The organism is Frigoribacterium sp. CFBP 8766, assembly GCF_014841435.1.
Lineage (GTDB): Bacteria > Actinomycetota > Actinomycetes > Actinomycetales > Microbacteriaceae > Frigoribacterium.
Genome location: NZ_JACYTX010000001.1, coordinates 788,849 through 802,955, shown reverse-complemented (window position 1 = coordinate 802,955; position 14,107 = coordinate 788,849). Strand labels below are relative to the sequence as shown.

Genomic DNA, 14,107 nt, shown 5'->3' with positions numbered 1-14,107 from the left:
GGAGGCAGGGGGGACGGCTGCGGTGACGGGATCGTCGGGTGAACGGCTGACACCGGCTCATCATCGTCCGGACCGCAGACATCGGCCCGCGTCCGGCGCAGAACACTCGGCACCGGGCCACCCGCTCGGCACCGGGACCGGAAGTCGCTGCTCCGAGCCGGGCCGTCGGCCCGCGAGAGGAGGGGACTCTCTGCTGAGCCTGATCCGTCACGAGACGGAACAGCCCCTTCCCCCTGGTCTCGGCCGCTCACGGCCTGATCCGTCACAGAACGGAACACGGACGAGGCCCGCCCAACCTGATCCGTCACGAAACGGAACCCAGCCTGATCCGTGACGGAACGGAACCCGGACAGGGCCGCGTCAGTCGAGGTCGCTGCTGCCGTCGGCGTCGTCGCTCCAGTGGCTCCGGCCGACGCCGCGGGCACTGAGGTCGAGTCCGTTGCGTCCCCGCCTGGCGTCCCGCAGCGGCGGCACCGGATCGCCCGGCTCCCTGAGGACGACGTCGCCCGACCGGATCCGTCGAGCCATCACTGCAGGACCGGCGCCCAGCTCTCGGGACGACGCGCCCTCGTCCCAGGCATGTCGCAGCTCGTCGAGCCCCGCCGTGACGAGGTCGAGCCAGTCGTCGCGCAGGTGGTACCAGCGCCGGGGGCCGTCCTGCTCGACGACGACGAAGCCCGACTCGAGCAGCACCCCGAGGTGCTGGGACACGCTCGACCACCCCACGGCGCGTCGCTCGTGGAGGATGCTCGCGAGGTCGCCCGACGTCTGCCGGCCGATCGCGAGCACCTCCACCAGCTCCCGCCTCGTCACGTCGCCGAGCACTTCGAACGGGTGCATCGCCCGCGCTCCGGCAGAGCGACGACCCGGGCGTCCACGACGCGCCGTGGGCGACGCACCGCGTTCGTCCTGCTCCTTGCCGGGCGGCCCGTCGTCGCGGCGACGGGCCGCATCGGCGTCGAGACCAGGACGGTTCACGTCGTCCAAGGTCGCTCCGTCTCGTGACGGATCAGCACTCGCAGCACCTCGCCCCGCGGCATGGTCGCTCCGTCTCGTGACGGATCAGCACTCGCGGCACCTCGCCCCGCGGCGTGGTCGCTCCGTCTCGTGACGGATCAGCACTCGCAGCACCTCGCCCCGCGGCATGGTCGCTCCGTTCCGTGACGGAACAGCCAGAGCGCCTTCACACCCCCACACCCGAGAGCCCGCAGGCCGCAGCAGCAGCACACCGAAGAAGGACACGCCTTCCCTCACCCGGCGGCGAAGGGCGAGCCCGGCTGGCCGAGCGTCCCCTCGGCGACTCGACGCGCATGGCGGCGTCCGGCCTCGGACGCGCGGAACTCGTCCACGCCGCGGAGGCCCGAGCGTCGGCCGTCGCGGGCGGCCCACGCGGTCTCGAGGGCATCGACGAGGTCCTGTTCCTGCTGCACGTCCCCGGCGTCGCGGACCTCGGCCACCGCCTCCGCCAGGGCGTCGAGCAGCTCGCACGAGCGCCGCTCGGCGACGGACAGGACGGTCTCGGCCCCGACGGCCGAGCCGGGCGGCGGCTCGCTGGCCTCCACGAAGCCCGACGCGACCAACAGCGCGACGCGAGAGGCGACGAACGCGGGGCCGCCCGCCGAGGGCCCGAGCCGTCGCGACGCCTCGGCGACGAGCTGCGAGGCCGCCCGCGCACCGTGCTCGAGCACGTCGAGGACGCAGACGCAGAGCGGGTCGGTCATGACGGCGAGCGGCGAGGCCGCACCGAGGGAGGCGGCGGACGAGGAGGCGGCGAGCAGGCGGTTCGTGGGGGGCATGCAAGCGAGGGTGCCCTGCCGGCCGACCCGCGCCTCCTCGTCCCGCCCGGGGACGGGGACGGCGCTGGGCACCTGCGCCCCTGGGGAGGGACCACTTCGGGGAGCGCTCCCCAGCCCGCGCGGCTTACGATGGAGGGCTCATGTCGCCCACCATCACCTATCCCCCCGAGCTGCCGGTCACCCAGAGACGCGACGACATCGCCGCCGCGATCCGCGATCACCAGGTCGTCATCGTCGCGGGCTCCACGGGCTCGGGCAAGACGACGCAGCTGCCGAAGATCTGCCTCGAGCTCGGCCGCACGAGCATCGGGCACACCCAGCCGCGCCGCATCGCCGCACGGACGATCAGCGAGCGCATCGCGGAAGAGCTGGGCGAGGAGGTCGGCGGGCTCGTCGGCTACCAGGTGCGGTTCACCGACAAGGTCGGCGCCGACACGCAGATCAAGCTGATGACCGACGGCATCCTGCTGAACGAGATCCACTTCGACCGCGAGCTGAAGCGGTACGACACGATCATCATCGACGAGGCGCACGAGCGCAGCCTCACCATCGACTTCCTGCTCGGCTACCTCAAGCAGCTGCTGCCGCGCCGGCCCGACCTCAAGCTGATCATCACGAGCGCCACCATCGACCCCGAGTCGTTCTCGCAGCACTTCGACGGTGCGCCTATCGTCGAGGTCTCGGGCCGCACCTACCCGGTCGAGATCCGCTACCGGCCCCTCGTCGCCGACGACACCACGGCCGACGACGACCGCGACGTCGACGACCTGGACGAGCTGGACGACGCCCCGACCCCGGCTCGCCAGGCTGCACGACGCGACGACTCCCGACGCGACGACGGGCGCCGCCGCGGCGAGCCCGGCCGCCCCGGCGCCGCAGCCCGGCGAGCCAAGGAGGCGCGGGCCGGCGACCCGAGGCAGCGAGCCGACGACAAGGACTACCTGCAGGGCATCAACGAGGCCCTCGACGAGCTGGCCCGGGAGAGCTCGGGCGACGTGCTCGTGTTCCTCAGCGGCGAGAACGAGATCCGCGACGCCGAGGACGCGATCCGGGCCCGGAACCTGCCGCAGACGGAGGTGCTGCCGCTCTACGGCCGCCTGAGCGCGGCCGACCAGCACCGCGTCTTCCAGCCGAGCTCGACCGCCGGCACCAGGCGTCGCATCGTCCTCGCGACCAACGTCGCCGAGACGAGCCTGACCGTGCCGGGCATCAAGTACGTGATCGACGCCGGCACCGCGCGCATCAGCCGCTACTCGACCCGCGCGAAGGTGCAGCGCCTGCCCATCGAGGCGATCTCGCAGGCGAGCGCGAACCAGCGTTCCGGCCGCTCGGGCCGCACGAGCGACGGCATCGCGATCCGGCTCTACAGCGAGACCGACTTCGAGAAGCGCGACGAGTTCACCGAGCCCGAGATCCTCCGCACGAACCTCGCCGCCGTCATCCTCCAGATGATCTCGCTCGGCCTCGGCGACATCGCGGCGTTCCCGTTCCTCCAGCCGCCCGACAGCCGCGGCATCAAGGACGGCCTCGACCTGCTGCGCGAGCTCGGCGCCGTCACCCAGGGCGGCCAGATCACCCGCGTCGGCAAGCAGCTGACGCGCCTGCCGATCGACCCCCGCCTGGCCCGGATGGCCGTCGAGTCGAAGGTGCACGGCACCACCCGCGAGGTGCTCGCGATCGTCGCGGCGCTCAGCATCCAGGACCCTCGCGAGCGCCCGCTCGAGCGTCGCGCCCAGGCCGACGAGTCGCATGCCCGGTTCAAGGACCCGCAGGGCGACTTCATGACGCTCCTCAACCTCTGGAACCACCTGGAGGACAAGAAGGACGAGCTCACCGGCAACGCGTTCAAGCGCCTCTGCCGCGATGAGTTCCTCAACTACCTGCGCGTCCGTGAGTGGCAGGACGTCTACCGGCAGCTGCTGCGGGCGGCCAAGCCCCTCGGCCTGCACGTCGGCGAGCGCAGCACGAACCCCGACGGCGTGCACCGCAGCCTCCTGGCCGGCCTGCTCAGCCAGATCGGCCTGCTCGACCCGCAGAAGAAGGACTACGTCGGCGCCCGGCAGACGAGGTTCCTGGTGTTCCCGGGCAGCTCGCTCGCGAAGAAGCAGCCCGCCGCGATCATGAGCGCCGAGCTCGTCGAGACGAGCCGCTTGTTCGCCCGCGTCAACGGTGCGATCGACCCGGCCTGGGCCGAGCCGCTCGCCCCCGACCTCGTGAAGCGCAGCTACGGCGAGCCGCACTGGGAGAAGAAGCAGGGCTCGGTCGTCGCCTACGAGCGCGTGACGCTCTACGGCGTCCCGATCGTGCCGAGGAGGCGCATCCAGTTCTCCCGGATCGACCCCGGCTACGCCCGCGAGCTCTTCATCCGGCACGCCCTCGTCGAGGGCGACTGGGAGAGCCGGCAGTCGTTCGAGAAGGCCAACCAGCAGCTGATCCGCGAACTGACCGAGGTGGAGGAGCGGACCCGTCGCCGCGACATCCTCGTCGACGGCGACGCCGCCTTCGAGTTCTTCCAGCGCCGCGTGCCGGCCGAGGTCACGAGCACCCGCGACTTCGAGGGCTGGTGGCGGAAGGCGAAGCAGGAGACGCCCGACCTGCTGACGATGACCGCCGCCGACCTGCTCGGCGACGACGAGCCCGACGTCGACGAGGCCGGGTTCCCGAGCACGTGGCGGCAGGGCGACCAGACGCTGACGCTCCGCTACAAGTTCGAGCCGGGAGCCGACGACGACGGCGTGACGGTGGTCGTGCCCCTGCCGCTGCTGGCGCGCCTCCGGTCGGCCGGGTTCGACTGGCAGGTGCCGGGGCTCCGCGACGAGCTGGTCACCTCGCTGATCAAGTCGCTGCCGAAGCAGATCCGCAAGAACGTCGTGCCCGCCGCCGACTGGGCGTCGAAGATCACCGCCGAGCTGCCGGCCGAGCCGCCGCACGACGTCGCGGAGTCGTTCACCGCGACCCTCGCCTCCGTCATCAAGAAGCTGACCTACACGCCCGTCGACGCCGCCGACTTCGACCTCGAGCGCGTGCCCGCGCACCTGCGCGTCACGTGGGCGGTCGTCGACGAACGCGGCCGCACGGTGGGCGCGGGCAAGTCGCTCGACGAGCTGCAGCACCGGCTCAGCGACGACATGCGCGAGAGCGTCGCACGGGTCACGCAGGGCCAGGGGCCAGGCGCAGGAGGCGCGGGGCGCGGTCGACGAGGACGCGGCGGCCCCGAGGGCGGTCGCCCCGACGCCGCGACCGCCGCTCCGGCGAACGCCATCGAGCGCAGCGGCCTCACCTCGTGGGACTTCGACGAGCTGCCGACCGTCGTCGACACGCGACACGGCGACACCGTGATCCGGGCGTACCCGGCGCTGGTCGACGAGGGCGCCTCCGTGGCTATCCGCCTGATGGCGACGCCTGCCGACCAGGCGCGCGAGACGCCGAGGGGCGTGCGACGCCTGCTCATGCTCGCCGTGCCGAGCCCCGTCGCCTACGTGCAGCAGCACCTGACGGCGCCCGAGAAGCTGATCCTCGCGACCAGCCCGTACCAGAACACGTCTGCGCTGTTCGCGGACTGCCTCGTCGCGGTCGTCGACGACGTGCTGCACCGGGTGAAGCCCGACGGGCAGCTGTACACGAAGAAGGAGTTCCTCACCGTGCGCGACCGGGTGTCGGGCGCCGTGATGGACCAGATGTTCCAGACGGTCTCGCTCGTGGCTCGCACCCTGACCGCCGCCCGCGACGCCGACAAGGCGATGAAGGCGGCGACGAACATGTCGCTGCTCACGGCGCTCACCGACATGCGGCAGCAGCGCGACCGCCTCGTGTACCCGGGCTTCGTCTCGGCCACCGGCCTCCAGCAGCTGCAGCGCGTGCCCGTCTACCTCGTCGGCATCACCCGCCGCACGGCGAAGCTGCTCGAGGCGCCGTCGCGCGACCGGGCGTGGCTGACCGAGGTGCAGCAGGCGACGGAGCGGTACGAGGCGGCGGGCGGGGCGTTCCCGCCGGTCGAGGGGGCGCCTCCCCTGCTCGTGCGCGCCCGGTGGATGCTCGAGGAGTTCCGGATCAGCCTGTTCGCACAGGACCTGCGGCCGAGCGAGAGCGTGTCGCTGCAGCGCATCGCGAAGGTGCTCGCCTCGGCGTAGCCGCCACCCGCTGGTTCGCGTCCGACGTGCGGCGCGGCGCTAGCCTGGGCGGATGCGAGCGACGGTCAAGGACGTGGCCGCCCGGGCGGGCGTCTCTCCGAAGACGGTCTCGAACGTCGTGACGGGCGCGGTCCGGGTCAGCGCCGAGACCAGGGCGCGCGTCGAGGAGGCGGTGGCCGCGCTCGCCTACGTGCCCAACCTGAGCGCACGAGGGCTCCGCACCGGCCGCACGGGCTCCATCGCGCTCGCCTTCCCCGACCTCACGACGCCGTACAGCGCAGAGATGTCGCACTGGTTCGTCGAGGTCGCGCACGAGCGCGGCTGGTCGGTGCAGCTCGAGCAGACCGGCATGCGCCCGGAGCGCGAACGCGAGCTGCTGCTGAGGGGCAAGGAGCACCTGGTCGACGGTCTCGTGCTCAACCCGGTGAGCCTCGACGAGAGCGCCATCGTCGGCGCGGAGTCGCTGCCGCCGGTCGTCGTGATCGGGGAGGTCGAGCAGAGCCTCGTCGACCAGGTCAGGGTCGACAGCGTCGCGGCCGCCCGTGACATGACCACGCACCTGATCGAGCTCGGGCACCGGCGCATCGCCGTGCTCGGCAGCTCGGGCGACGGCTTCGACAGCGCGACGGCACGGGCGCGCACCCTCGGCTGGCAGCAGGCGCACGAGGCGGCCGGGCTGCCCGTCGACCCCGCGCTGCGGTGGTCGTGTCGATCGTGGTCGCCCGAGGCGGGTGCCGCTGCCGTGCGTGAGCGCCTCGCCGCCGACGGTCCGCCGGACGCGCTCTTCTGCTTCACCGACTCGCTCGCGATCGGCGCCGTGCACGCCCTCTGGGCGGCGGGCCTGCGGGTGCCCGACGACGTCTCGGTCGCGGGCTTCGACGACATCGCCGACGGCCGCTTCACGCTGCCGCCGCTCACGACCGTGCGCCTCGACAAGCGGCTCTTCGCCGAGCGAACGCTCGAGCTGCTGGCGGCGCGCATCGCCGACCGCGACCGGCCGCCCGAGCTCGCGATCATTCCCCACGAGATCGTGCGGCGCGAGAGCACGGCGGCCCGCGCCTGACCCGCGGTGCGCCGCGACCGCGCGGCACCGCGACGACGCGCCACACCCCCTCCGATGCGCCGCACCCCCGAATTCGGGGGTGCGGNCCGCGGACGCCAGGCGCGTCACCCGACGATCAGGGCCGCGGTGCCGCCGACCGTGATCCCGCCCGTCGTGGGCACGTCGACCACGAGCAGGCTCGGACGTCCGACGTGCCGGCCGTGCCGCACCGTGAACCGCGAAGGAGGCGCGAGCAGGCCGCCAGCCCGCAGGTACGCCCCGAGGGCGGCGGCCGCCGACCCGGTGGCCGGGTCCTCGGTGATGTCGCCGACGGGGAACAGGTTGCGGGCCTCGATCGCGGGCAGCTCGGCGTCGGCTCCGCGGGTCGCGACGGCTGCAGCGATGGCGAGGTCGAGATCGACGCCCTCCGTGCAGACGACCGTCACGGTGCCCGACCAGCCCTGCCGGTCCATCAGCTCGCGGACCGCACCGGGGTCGAACCCGAACGAGTCGAACACCGCAAGCGACCGCACAGCCACGACCGGGTGCCAGTTGCCGGCGAACGCCTCGGCGAGCGACCACGCCGGGTCGAGGTCGTCGCGGTCGAGCGCGAGCAGGTCGAGCAGCTCGTCGGCGACGGCGTCGGCCAGGGGACGAGTCCGCGGCTCGACGCTGGTGAAGGAGGCGCGCAGCTCGCTCCCTCCCCCGGCCACCGCCTCCTGCGTGGTCTCGATGACGACCGGACCGACGGCCGTCTCGAACCGGAACGCCCCCGTCCCCCGTTCGTCGGCGAGGGCCACGGCCGTCGCGATCGTCGCGTGTCCGCAGAACGGAACCTCGGCGATCGGCGAGAAGTAGCGGGCGCGCACCACGCGGTCGTCGCCTCCGACGGCTCGGTCGACGACGAAGGCGGTCTCGGCGTAGCCGACCTCAGCGGCGATCTGCTGCATCCGCACGTCGTCGAGCACCGACGCGTCGAGCACCACCCCCGCGGGGTTGCCGCCGCCCGGCCCGTCCGCGAACGCGGTCAGCCGCAGCACGTCGGTCGAGGAGGCGGTCGTCGGCACGCGGGGAACGGTCACCGCACCACTGTCGCGGTCCACACCTCCTGAGGGCAAGGTCCACCCGGCAGTCGCCGGCCGCTCCGGGCCGATGCGCGACGACCTGCCGGCTGCCTCTTGCGTCGGGATTACAACGATGGAATAGTGCGAGCAGTCACACGTCACGAAGGAGTGAACATGACCCTGCCCGACCACCCCGCCCGCAGCCGAGCCGAGGCCGCCCCGCCCGGCACCGCAGCCCGAGGCGCCGGCCTCAGCCGCCGCGGCGTCCTCGTCGGCGGTGCGGCCCTGCTCGGCACCGCGTTCGCGGCCACCGCCCTCTCGGGCTGTGCGACCGGCGCGACCACCGCCTCCGGCGCGACGGTCGAGCAGCTGAAGTTCTGGCACCTGCTGAGCGGGGGCGACGGCGTGAAGATGTCCGCCCTCGTCGACCAGGCCAACGAGCAGAACCCCGAGTTCCACGCGACGCAGACCGTGCTCGCCTGGGGCACGCCGTACTACACGAAGCTCGCCATGGCGTCGGCCGGCGGCCGCGCCCCGGACGTCGCGATCATGCACGCGTCGCGCGTGCCCGGCTACGCGCCCGGCGGCCTGCTCGACCCGTGGGACGTCGAGAAGCTCGCCTCGTACGGCCTCCGAGAAGAGGACTTCGCACCGGCGGTCTGGGAGGCCGGCTTCAGCGGCGACCAGCTGTACTCGGTCGCGCTCGACTCGCATCCGTTCATCCTGCTGTACAACACCGACATCGCCGCCCAGGCCGGCGTCCTCGGCCCCGACGGGCAGCTCGCCGAGATCACGAGCCCCGAGCAGTTCCTCGAGGTCGCGACCGCGATGCAGGCCGTCACCGGCAAGCACGGCGCCTCGTGGGGGTACCTCAACGACGGCGCCCAGCTCTGGCGCATGTTCTACACGTTCTACAAGCAGCAGGGCGCCGACATGGAGCTCCGCGAGGGCGGGACCGTCGAGTACGACGAGGAGGCGGCCGTCACCGCCCTCGAGTTCATGCAGCAGATGACCGACGGCACCGTGATGGCCGAGGCGAGCGACATCCAGTCGGGCATCGCCGAGTTCGTCTCGGGCGAGAGCGGCATGCTCTTCACCGGCGTGTGGGAGGTGCCGAGCGCCGCCGCGTCGGGCATCCCCTACGACGCGAGCATCATCCCCACGCTGTTCGGCACCCCCGCCGTCTACGCCGACTCGCACGCGTTCGTGCTGCCCCGGCAGAGCACCGTCGACGAGGCGAAGCGCGAGGACGTCTACAAGATGGTCTCGACCATCCTCAAGGACTCGATCTCGTGGGCCGAGGCCGGGCACATCCCCGCGTACGGGCCCGTGGTCGACAGCAGCGAGTACGCCGACCTGATCCCCCAGGCGCACTACGCCGAGGCGGCCGAGTACCTGAACTACGACCCGCCGGCCTGGTTCACCGGCTCGGGGTCGGACTTCCAGACGTACTTCCTCGACAGCATCCAGTCGGTCATCCTGGCGAAGGACGACGCGGCGACGGGCATGAAGCGGTTCGTCGACCGGGTGAACACGCAGCTCGGCCGCCCCGCCCCGGTGTGAGCCGAGCAGCTCCTCCTCCCCCTCCCTGACGACCCAGCCCTGCACGACGACGAAGGAGTCGATCTGTGACGACCACGACGGTCACGACCCCGGCGGCCCCCGCCGACCGGAGCCCTGCCACCACCGGCAGCCGCACGCGTGCCGGCGGCACCGGCGGCGGCAGCACCAGCACACGCATGCGCCCCGGCGCCCACAAGGAGAACCGCATCGGCTGGGGCTTCGCCGCCCCGTTCACGATCCTGTTCGCCCTCTTCCTCGTGTGGCCCCTCCTGCACGGCCTGTACCTGAGCTTCACGGGGCAGAGCCTCACGGGCCAGGGCGGCGAGCTGATCGGCGTCGCCAACTACGCCGAGGCCTTCGCCGACGGCGCCATGTGGCGCTCGATGCTCAACACCTTCTGGTTCACGATCCTCAGCACGATCCCGCTCGTCGCGGTGGCGCTCGTGCTCGCGCTGCTGGTCAACACGGGCCTGCCGGGCCAGTGGCTCTGGCGGCTCAGCTTCTTCCTGCCGTACCTGCTGGCGTCGACCGTCGTGTCGCTGTTCTGGATCCAGCTGTACAGCCCGACGCTCGGCCCGATCAACAACGTGCTGGCCACCCTCGGGCTGCCGCAGCCCGCCTGGCTGCAGGACCCGGACACGGCCATGATCGCCGTCGTCGCCACGACGGTCTGGTGGACGGTCGGCTTCAACTTCCTGCTCTACCTCGCGGCCCTGCAGAACATCCCCGACCAGCAGTACGAGGCGGCCTCGCTCGACGGCGCCGGCCGCTGGCGCTCGCTCTGGTCGATCACGATCCCGCAGCTCGGCCCGACCACCGGCCTGATCGTCATCCTGCAGGTGCTCGCGTCGCTCAAGGTCTTCGACCAGATCTACCAGATGACCAACGGCGGGCCGGCGGGCACCACGCGCTCCACCGTCCAGTACATCTTCGAGTCGGGCTTCACCGGCTACCGGTTCGGCTACTCCAGCGCCATCTCGTACATCTTCTTCGCCGTGATCGTGGTCATCTCGATCGCCCAGTTCTCGATCACGGCCCGCAACCGCAAGGGAGCCCAGCGATGACCGCACCTGCCGTCGCCCCCGCCGCAGCGCCCGGCGGCGACCTGCGAGCCCCCACAGCCGACCGAGGCCGAGGCCCGAGCCGAGGAGGCGGCAGCCACGGCCACGCACCCGGCAAGCAGCGCTTCGGCGTCATGGGCGTCCTCAGCATCGTCGTCCTCGTCGTGCTGGCCGTGCTCTGGCTGCTGCCGTTCCTCTGGTCGCTGGCCACGTCGTTCAAGAGCGAGGCCGACGCGGCGGCGACGCCGCAGACCTGGCTGCCGGCGGGCGGCTTCACGCTGCAGGCCTACCGGGCGATCCTCGAGCAGGGCAACATCCCCACCTGGCTCTTCAACAGCCTGCTCACGTCGATCGCCATCACGCTGATCGTCGTGGCGACGTCGGCCCTCGTGGCCTACGCGTTCTCGCGGCTCGACTTCCGCGGCAAGAAGTGGCTCTACGTGGCCACGATCGCGTCGATCATCGTCCCGCCGCAGGTGCTGATCGTGCCGTTGTTCTACCAGATGCTCGCCTTCGACATGGTCGACACGTACTGGGGCATCATCCTTCCGCAGGCCATCGCGCCCGCCATGGTCTTCGTGCTCAAGAAGTTCTTCGACCAGGTGCCGATCGAGCTCGAGGACGCGGCCCGCGTCGACGGCGCCGGACGCATCCGGGTCTTCTTCACGATCCTGCTGCCCCTGTCGCGCCCCATCCTCGGAGCGGTGTCGATCTTCGTGTTCATCGGAGCCTGGAACAACTTCCTCTGGCCCTTCATCGTCACCAACGACGCGTCGCTGCTCACGCTGCCCGTCGGGCTGCAGACCATCAAGAGCGCGTACGGCATCCAGTACGCGCAGAACATGGCCGCGGCGATCCTGGCGGCACTCCCTCTCATCCTGGTGTTCCTGTTCTTCCAGCGGCAGATCATCAAGGGCATCTCGACCACCGGCTTCGGGGGGCAGTAGCGACCAGCGCCTCCTCTGCCCGGCCGGCGCCTCCTCGGTGCGCGCGCCGCGCCTCCTCGATCCGCACCTCCTGACCGACCGACCACCCGCCAGCACGCCGCTCCCCCTCTACCAAGGAGAACCATGACCACCGCCCGCATCACCGTCGACCGCGAGTTCACGATCGGCACCGTGCCGCGCCGCCTGTTCGGCTCGTTCGTCGAGCACATGGGCCGGTGCGTGTACACCGGCATCTACGAGCCCGGCCACGAGACCGCCGACGAGAAGGGCTTCCGTCGCGACGTGCTCGCCCTCACCAAGGAGCTCGGCGCGACCGTCGTCCGCTACCCCGGCGGCAACTTCGTCTCCGGCTACAACTGGGAGGACGGCGTCGGGCCCGTCGACCAGCGCCCCCGCCGTCTCGACGGCGCGTGGCACACCGTCGAGTCGAACGCGTTCGGCCTGCACGAGTTCGTCGAGTGGTCGAAGCTGGCCGAGGTCGAGGTGATGGAGGCCGTCAACCTCGGCACCCGGGGCGTCGACGCGGCCCGCGAGCTCGTCGAGTACGCCAACCACCCCGGCGGCACCGCCCTCAGCGACCGCCGCATCGCCAACGGCGCGGCCGACCCGTTCGACATCAAGCTCTGGTGCCTCGGCAACGAGCTCGACGGCCCGTGGCAGATCGGCCACAAGACCGCGACGGAGTACGGCCGCCTCGCCCAGGAGGCCGCCAAGGCGATGAAGTTCGTCGACCCGAGCATCGAGCTCGTCGCGGTCGGCAGCTCGGGCCGCGGCATGCCGACCTTCGGCACGTGGGAGCACGAGGTGCTGACCCACGCCTACGACGAGGTCGACTACGTCTCGATGCACGCCTACTACCAGGAGCACGACGGCGACGCGACGAGCTTCCTGGCGACGGCGGTCGACATGGACGCCTTCATCGAGGAGGTCGTCTCGACCATCGACGGCGTGAAGGCCGCGGGCAAGCACGACAAGCAGGTGCACATCTCGTTCGACGAGTGGAACGTCTGGTACCAGACGGGCCTCGACACGGACGACCAGCCGCACAACGTCTCGAAGGGCTGGGTCGAGCACCCGCGCCTCATCGAGGACCAGTACAACGTGACCGACGCGGTCGTCGTCGGCACGTTCCTGAACTCGCTGCTGCGCCACGGCGACCGGGTCAAGATCGCCAACCAGGCCCAGCTCGTCAACGTGATCGCACCGATCCGCAGCGAGCAGGGCGGGCCCGCCTGGCGCCAGACGATCTTCTGGCCGTTCGCCCGCATGGCGGCGCTGGCCCAGGGCGAGATCCTCCGCACGCAGGTCACCAGCGACAAGATCGACACCCCGAAGTACGGCGACGCCGACCTCGTCGACGTCAGCTCGACGTGGGACGAGGAGACGGGGCGCATCGCGTTCTTCCTCGCCAACCGCGGACTGGAGGAGGCGGCGGACGTCGAGCTCGTCCTCCGCGGCTTCGCGGACGGCCGGGTCGTCCGTGCCGAGGTGCTGGCGGTCCCGGAGGGCGGCGACCGCTTCACCGCCAACACCGAGCAGGCGCAGGACGCGGTCGGCCTCGTGCCGCTCGACGGCGTCACGGTCGACGGCGGCAGCGCCCGCCTGACGCTGCCTGCCCTGTCGTGGGCGGTCGTCGAGCTCGAGGTCGCGAAGGCCTGAGCCGAACTGCGCGAGGGCCCGGGCGCGAGGTGCGCCCGGGCCTTCGTGGCACGCAGGCGCTGTCCGCGGGCGGGCGCTGGTCGCGCGCGGGCCCCGGTCGTCGTCGGCTCAGCCGCTCACGGGCCGGAGGTCGAGGGTGTCGCTGCACCACGCGACCACGCGGTCGTCGTGGGTGGCGACGACGAGGGCGGACCCTGCCACGCGGAGGTCGTCGAGCACCCCGAGCACTACGTCGACGTTGTCGGAGTCGAGCGCTGCGGAGGGCTCGTCGGCGATCACGACTCGGGGGGCGCGGACGATCAGGCGAGCCAGGGCGACCCGCTGTTGCTCTCCGCCGCTGAGCGAGTGGGCACGACGGCGGTCGTAGCCGCCCAGCCCGACCCGCTCCAGAGCAGCCTCACGACGCTCGACGCGGGCACCGCGGGTCGTCCGCTCTCCGATGAACGCGACGTCGACGTTGGCGGCCACCGTCCAGTCCTCGACGAGGGCGTAGTTCTGGAACAGATGGCCGACGGTGCCGCGGAACAGCGACCGTCGAGTCGCGCGCGAGATGCGCGTGACGTCGGCGCCCGCGAGCTCGAGAGTGCCGGCTTCGACCCTCTCGAGCAGGCCGAGGCAGGAGAGCAGGCTCGTCTTGCCGGACCCGCTCGGTCCCGTGACCGCGACGGAGGCGCCGGGGGCCACGTCGAAGGTCAGGTCGTCCCAGAGCGTCCGGGGACCACGTCGGCGGGTGAGGCCTCGCGCCCTCACCAGCGGGGTCGGTCCGGCGTGGACGGCCTTGTCAGCGGGACGGGTGCCCGAGGTGTCGAGATCAGGAGGCATGAGGTTCCTCTCGGGGCCGATGG

10 protein-coding genes are annotated in these 14,107 nt (G+C 71.8%); 6 read left to right on the top strand and 4 right to left on the bottom strand.

Annotated elements, in window-relative coordinates:
• Nucleotides 1-360: 360 nt before the first annotated feature.
• Both IFT90_RS03835 and IFT90_RS03830 read right to left on the bottom strand, forming a co-directional pair.
• Nucleotides 361-978 (bottom strand): ArsR family transcriptional regulator, encoded by a 618-nt coding sequence (locus IFT90_RS03835; protein WP_192041032.1) that lies wholly within the window; start codon nt 976-978, stop codon nt 361-363.
• A 272-nt stretch (nt 979-1,250) separates the two neighbouring features.
• Nucleotides 1,251-1,796 carry a hypothetical protein gene (locus tag IFT90_RS03830; protein WP_192041031.1) on the bottom strand — a complete coding sequence of 182 codons (546 nt, stop codon included), beginning with the start codon at nt 1,794-1,796 and terminating at the stop codon, nt 1,251-1,253.
• 140 nt (nt 1,797-1,936) lie between these two features.
• Here IFT90_RS03830 and hrpA point away from each other — a divergent pair, with 140 nt between their 5' ends.
• Nucleotides 1,937-5,926, top strand: a complete 3,990-nt coding sequence (gene hrpA, locus IFT90_RS03825; protein ID WP_192041030.1) for an ATP-dependent RNA helicase HrpA — start codon at nt 1,937-1,939, stop codon at nt 5,924-5,926.
• A 52-nt stretch (nt 5,927-5,978) separates the two neighbouring features.
• Nucleotides 5,979-6,989, top strand: a complete 1,011-nt coding sequence (locus IFT90_RS03820) for a LacI family DNA-binding transcriptional regulator (protein ID WP_192041029.1) — start codon at nt 5,979-5,981, stop codon at nt 6,987-6,989.
• Nucleotides 6,990-7,093: 104 nt separating this feature from the next.
• On the opposite strand, the gene IFT90_RS03815 is transcribed toward IFT90_RS03820, so the two are convergent.
• On the bottom strand, nt 7,094-8,050 hold the full coding sequence (locus tag IFT90_RS03815) for a PhzF family phenazine biosynthesis protein (RefSeq protein WP_371812079.1): 957 nt from the start codon (nt 8,048-8,050) through the stop codon (nt 7,094-7,096).
• A 156-nt stretch (nt 8,051-8,206) separates the two neighbouring features.
• Between IFT90_RS03815 and IFT90_RS03810 the strand changes: the two genes are divergently transcribed.
• From IFT90_RS03810 to IFT90_RS03795, 4 genes are all read left to right on the top strand, one after another.
• The gene (locus IFT90_RS03810; RefSeq protein WP_192041028.1) at nt 8,207-9,595 is read left to right on the top strand and encodes an extracellular solute-binding protein; all 1,389 of its coding nucleotides are present in this window, start codon (nt 8,207-8,209) and stop codon (nt 9,593-9,595) included.
• Between the two features lie 65 nt (nt 9,596-9,660).
• Nucleotides 9,661-10,659, top strand: coding sequence for a carbohydrate ABC transporter permease (locus IFT90_RS03805; RefSeq protein ID WP_371740986.1), 999 nt, complete (start codon nt 9,661-9,663; stop codon nt 10,657-10,659).
• Nucleotides 10,656-11,603 (top strand): carbohydrate ABC transporter permease, encoded by a 948-nt coding sequence (locus IFT90_RS03800; RefSeq protein ID WP_244638605.1) that lies wholly within the window; start codon nt 10,656-10,658, stop codon nt 11,601-11,603. Before IFT90_RS03805 ends, IFT90_RS03800 begins: the two co-directional genes overlap by 4 nt.
• A gap of 123 nt (nt 11,604-11,726) precedes the next feature.
• On the top strand, nt 11,727-13,262 hold the full coding sequence (locus tag IFT90_RS03795) for an alpha-N-arabinofuranosidase (protein WP_192041027.1): 1,536 nt from the start codon (nt 11,727-11,729) through the stop codon (nt 13,260-13,262).
• Between the two features lie 108 nt (nt 13,263-13,370).
• Here the strand turns inward: IFT90_RS03795 and IFT90_RS03790 are convergent, their stop codons facing one another.
• Entirely contained in the window at nt 13,371-14,084 is a 714-nt protein-coding gene (locus IFT90_RS03790; RefSeq protein WP_192041026.1) for an ABC transporter ATP-binding protein, read from the bottom strand.
• Between the last annotated feature and the right edge of the window lie 23 nt (nt 14,085-14,107).

Coding starts and splice junctions, on each gene's coding strand:
- IFT90_RS03830 (WP_192041031.1), bottom strand. CDS start 1,796: ATGCCCCCCACGAACCGCCTGCTCGCCGCCTCCTCGTCCGCCGCCTCC.
- hrpA (WP_192041030.1), top strand. CDS start 1,937: ATGTCGCCCACCATCACCTATCCCCCCGAGCTGCCGGTCACCCAGAGA.
- IFT90_RS03820 (WP_192041029.1), top strand. CDS start 5,979: ATGCGAGCGACGGTCAAGGACGTGGCCGCCCGGGCGGGCGTCTCTCCG.
- IFT90_RS03810 (WP_192041028.1), top strand. CDS start 8,207: ATGACCCTGCCCGACCACCCCGCCCGCAGCCGAGCCGAGGCCGCCCCG.
- IFT90_RS03800 (WP_244638605.1), top strand. CDS start 10,656: ATGACCGCACCTGCCGTCGCCCCCGCCGCAGCGCCCGGCGGCGACCTG.
- IFT90_RS03795 (WP_192041027.1), top strand. CDS start 11,727: ATGACCACCGCCCGCATCACCGTCGACCGCGAGTTCACGATCGGCACC.
- IFT90_RS03790 (WP_192041026.1), bottom strand. CDS start 14,084: ATGCCTCCTGATCTCGACACCTCGGGCACCCGTCCCGCTGACAAGGCC.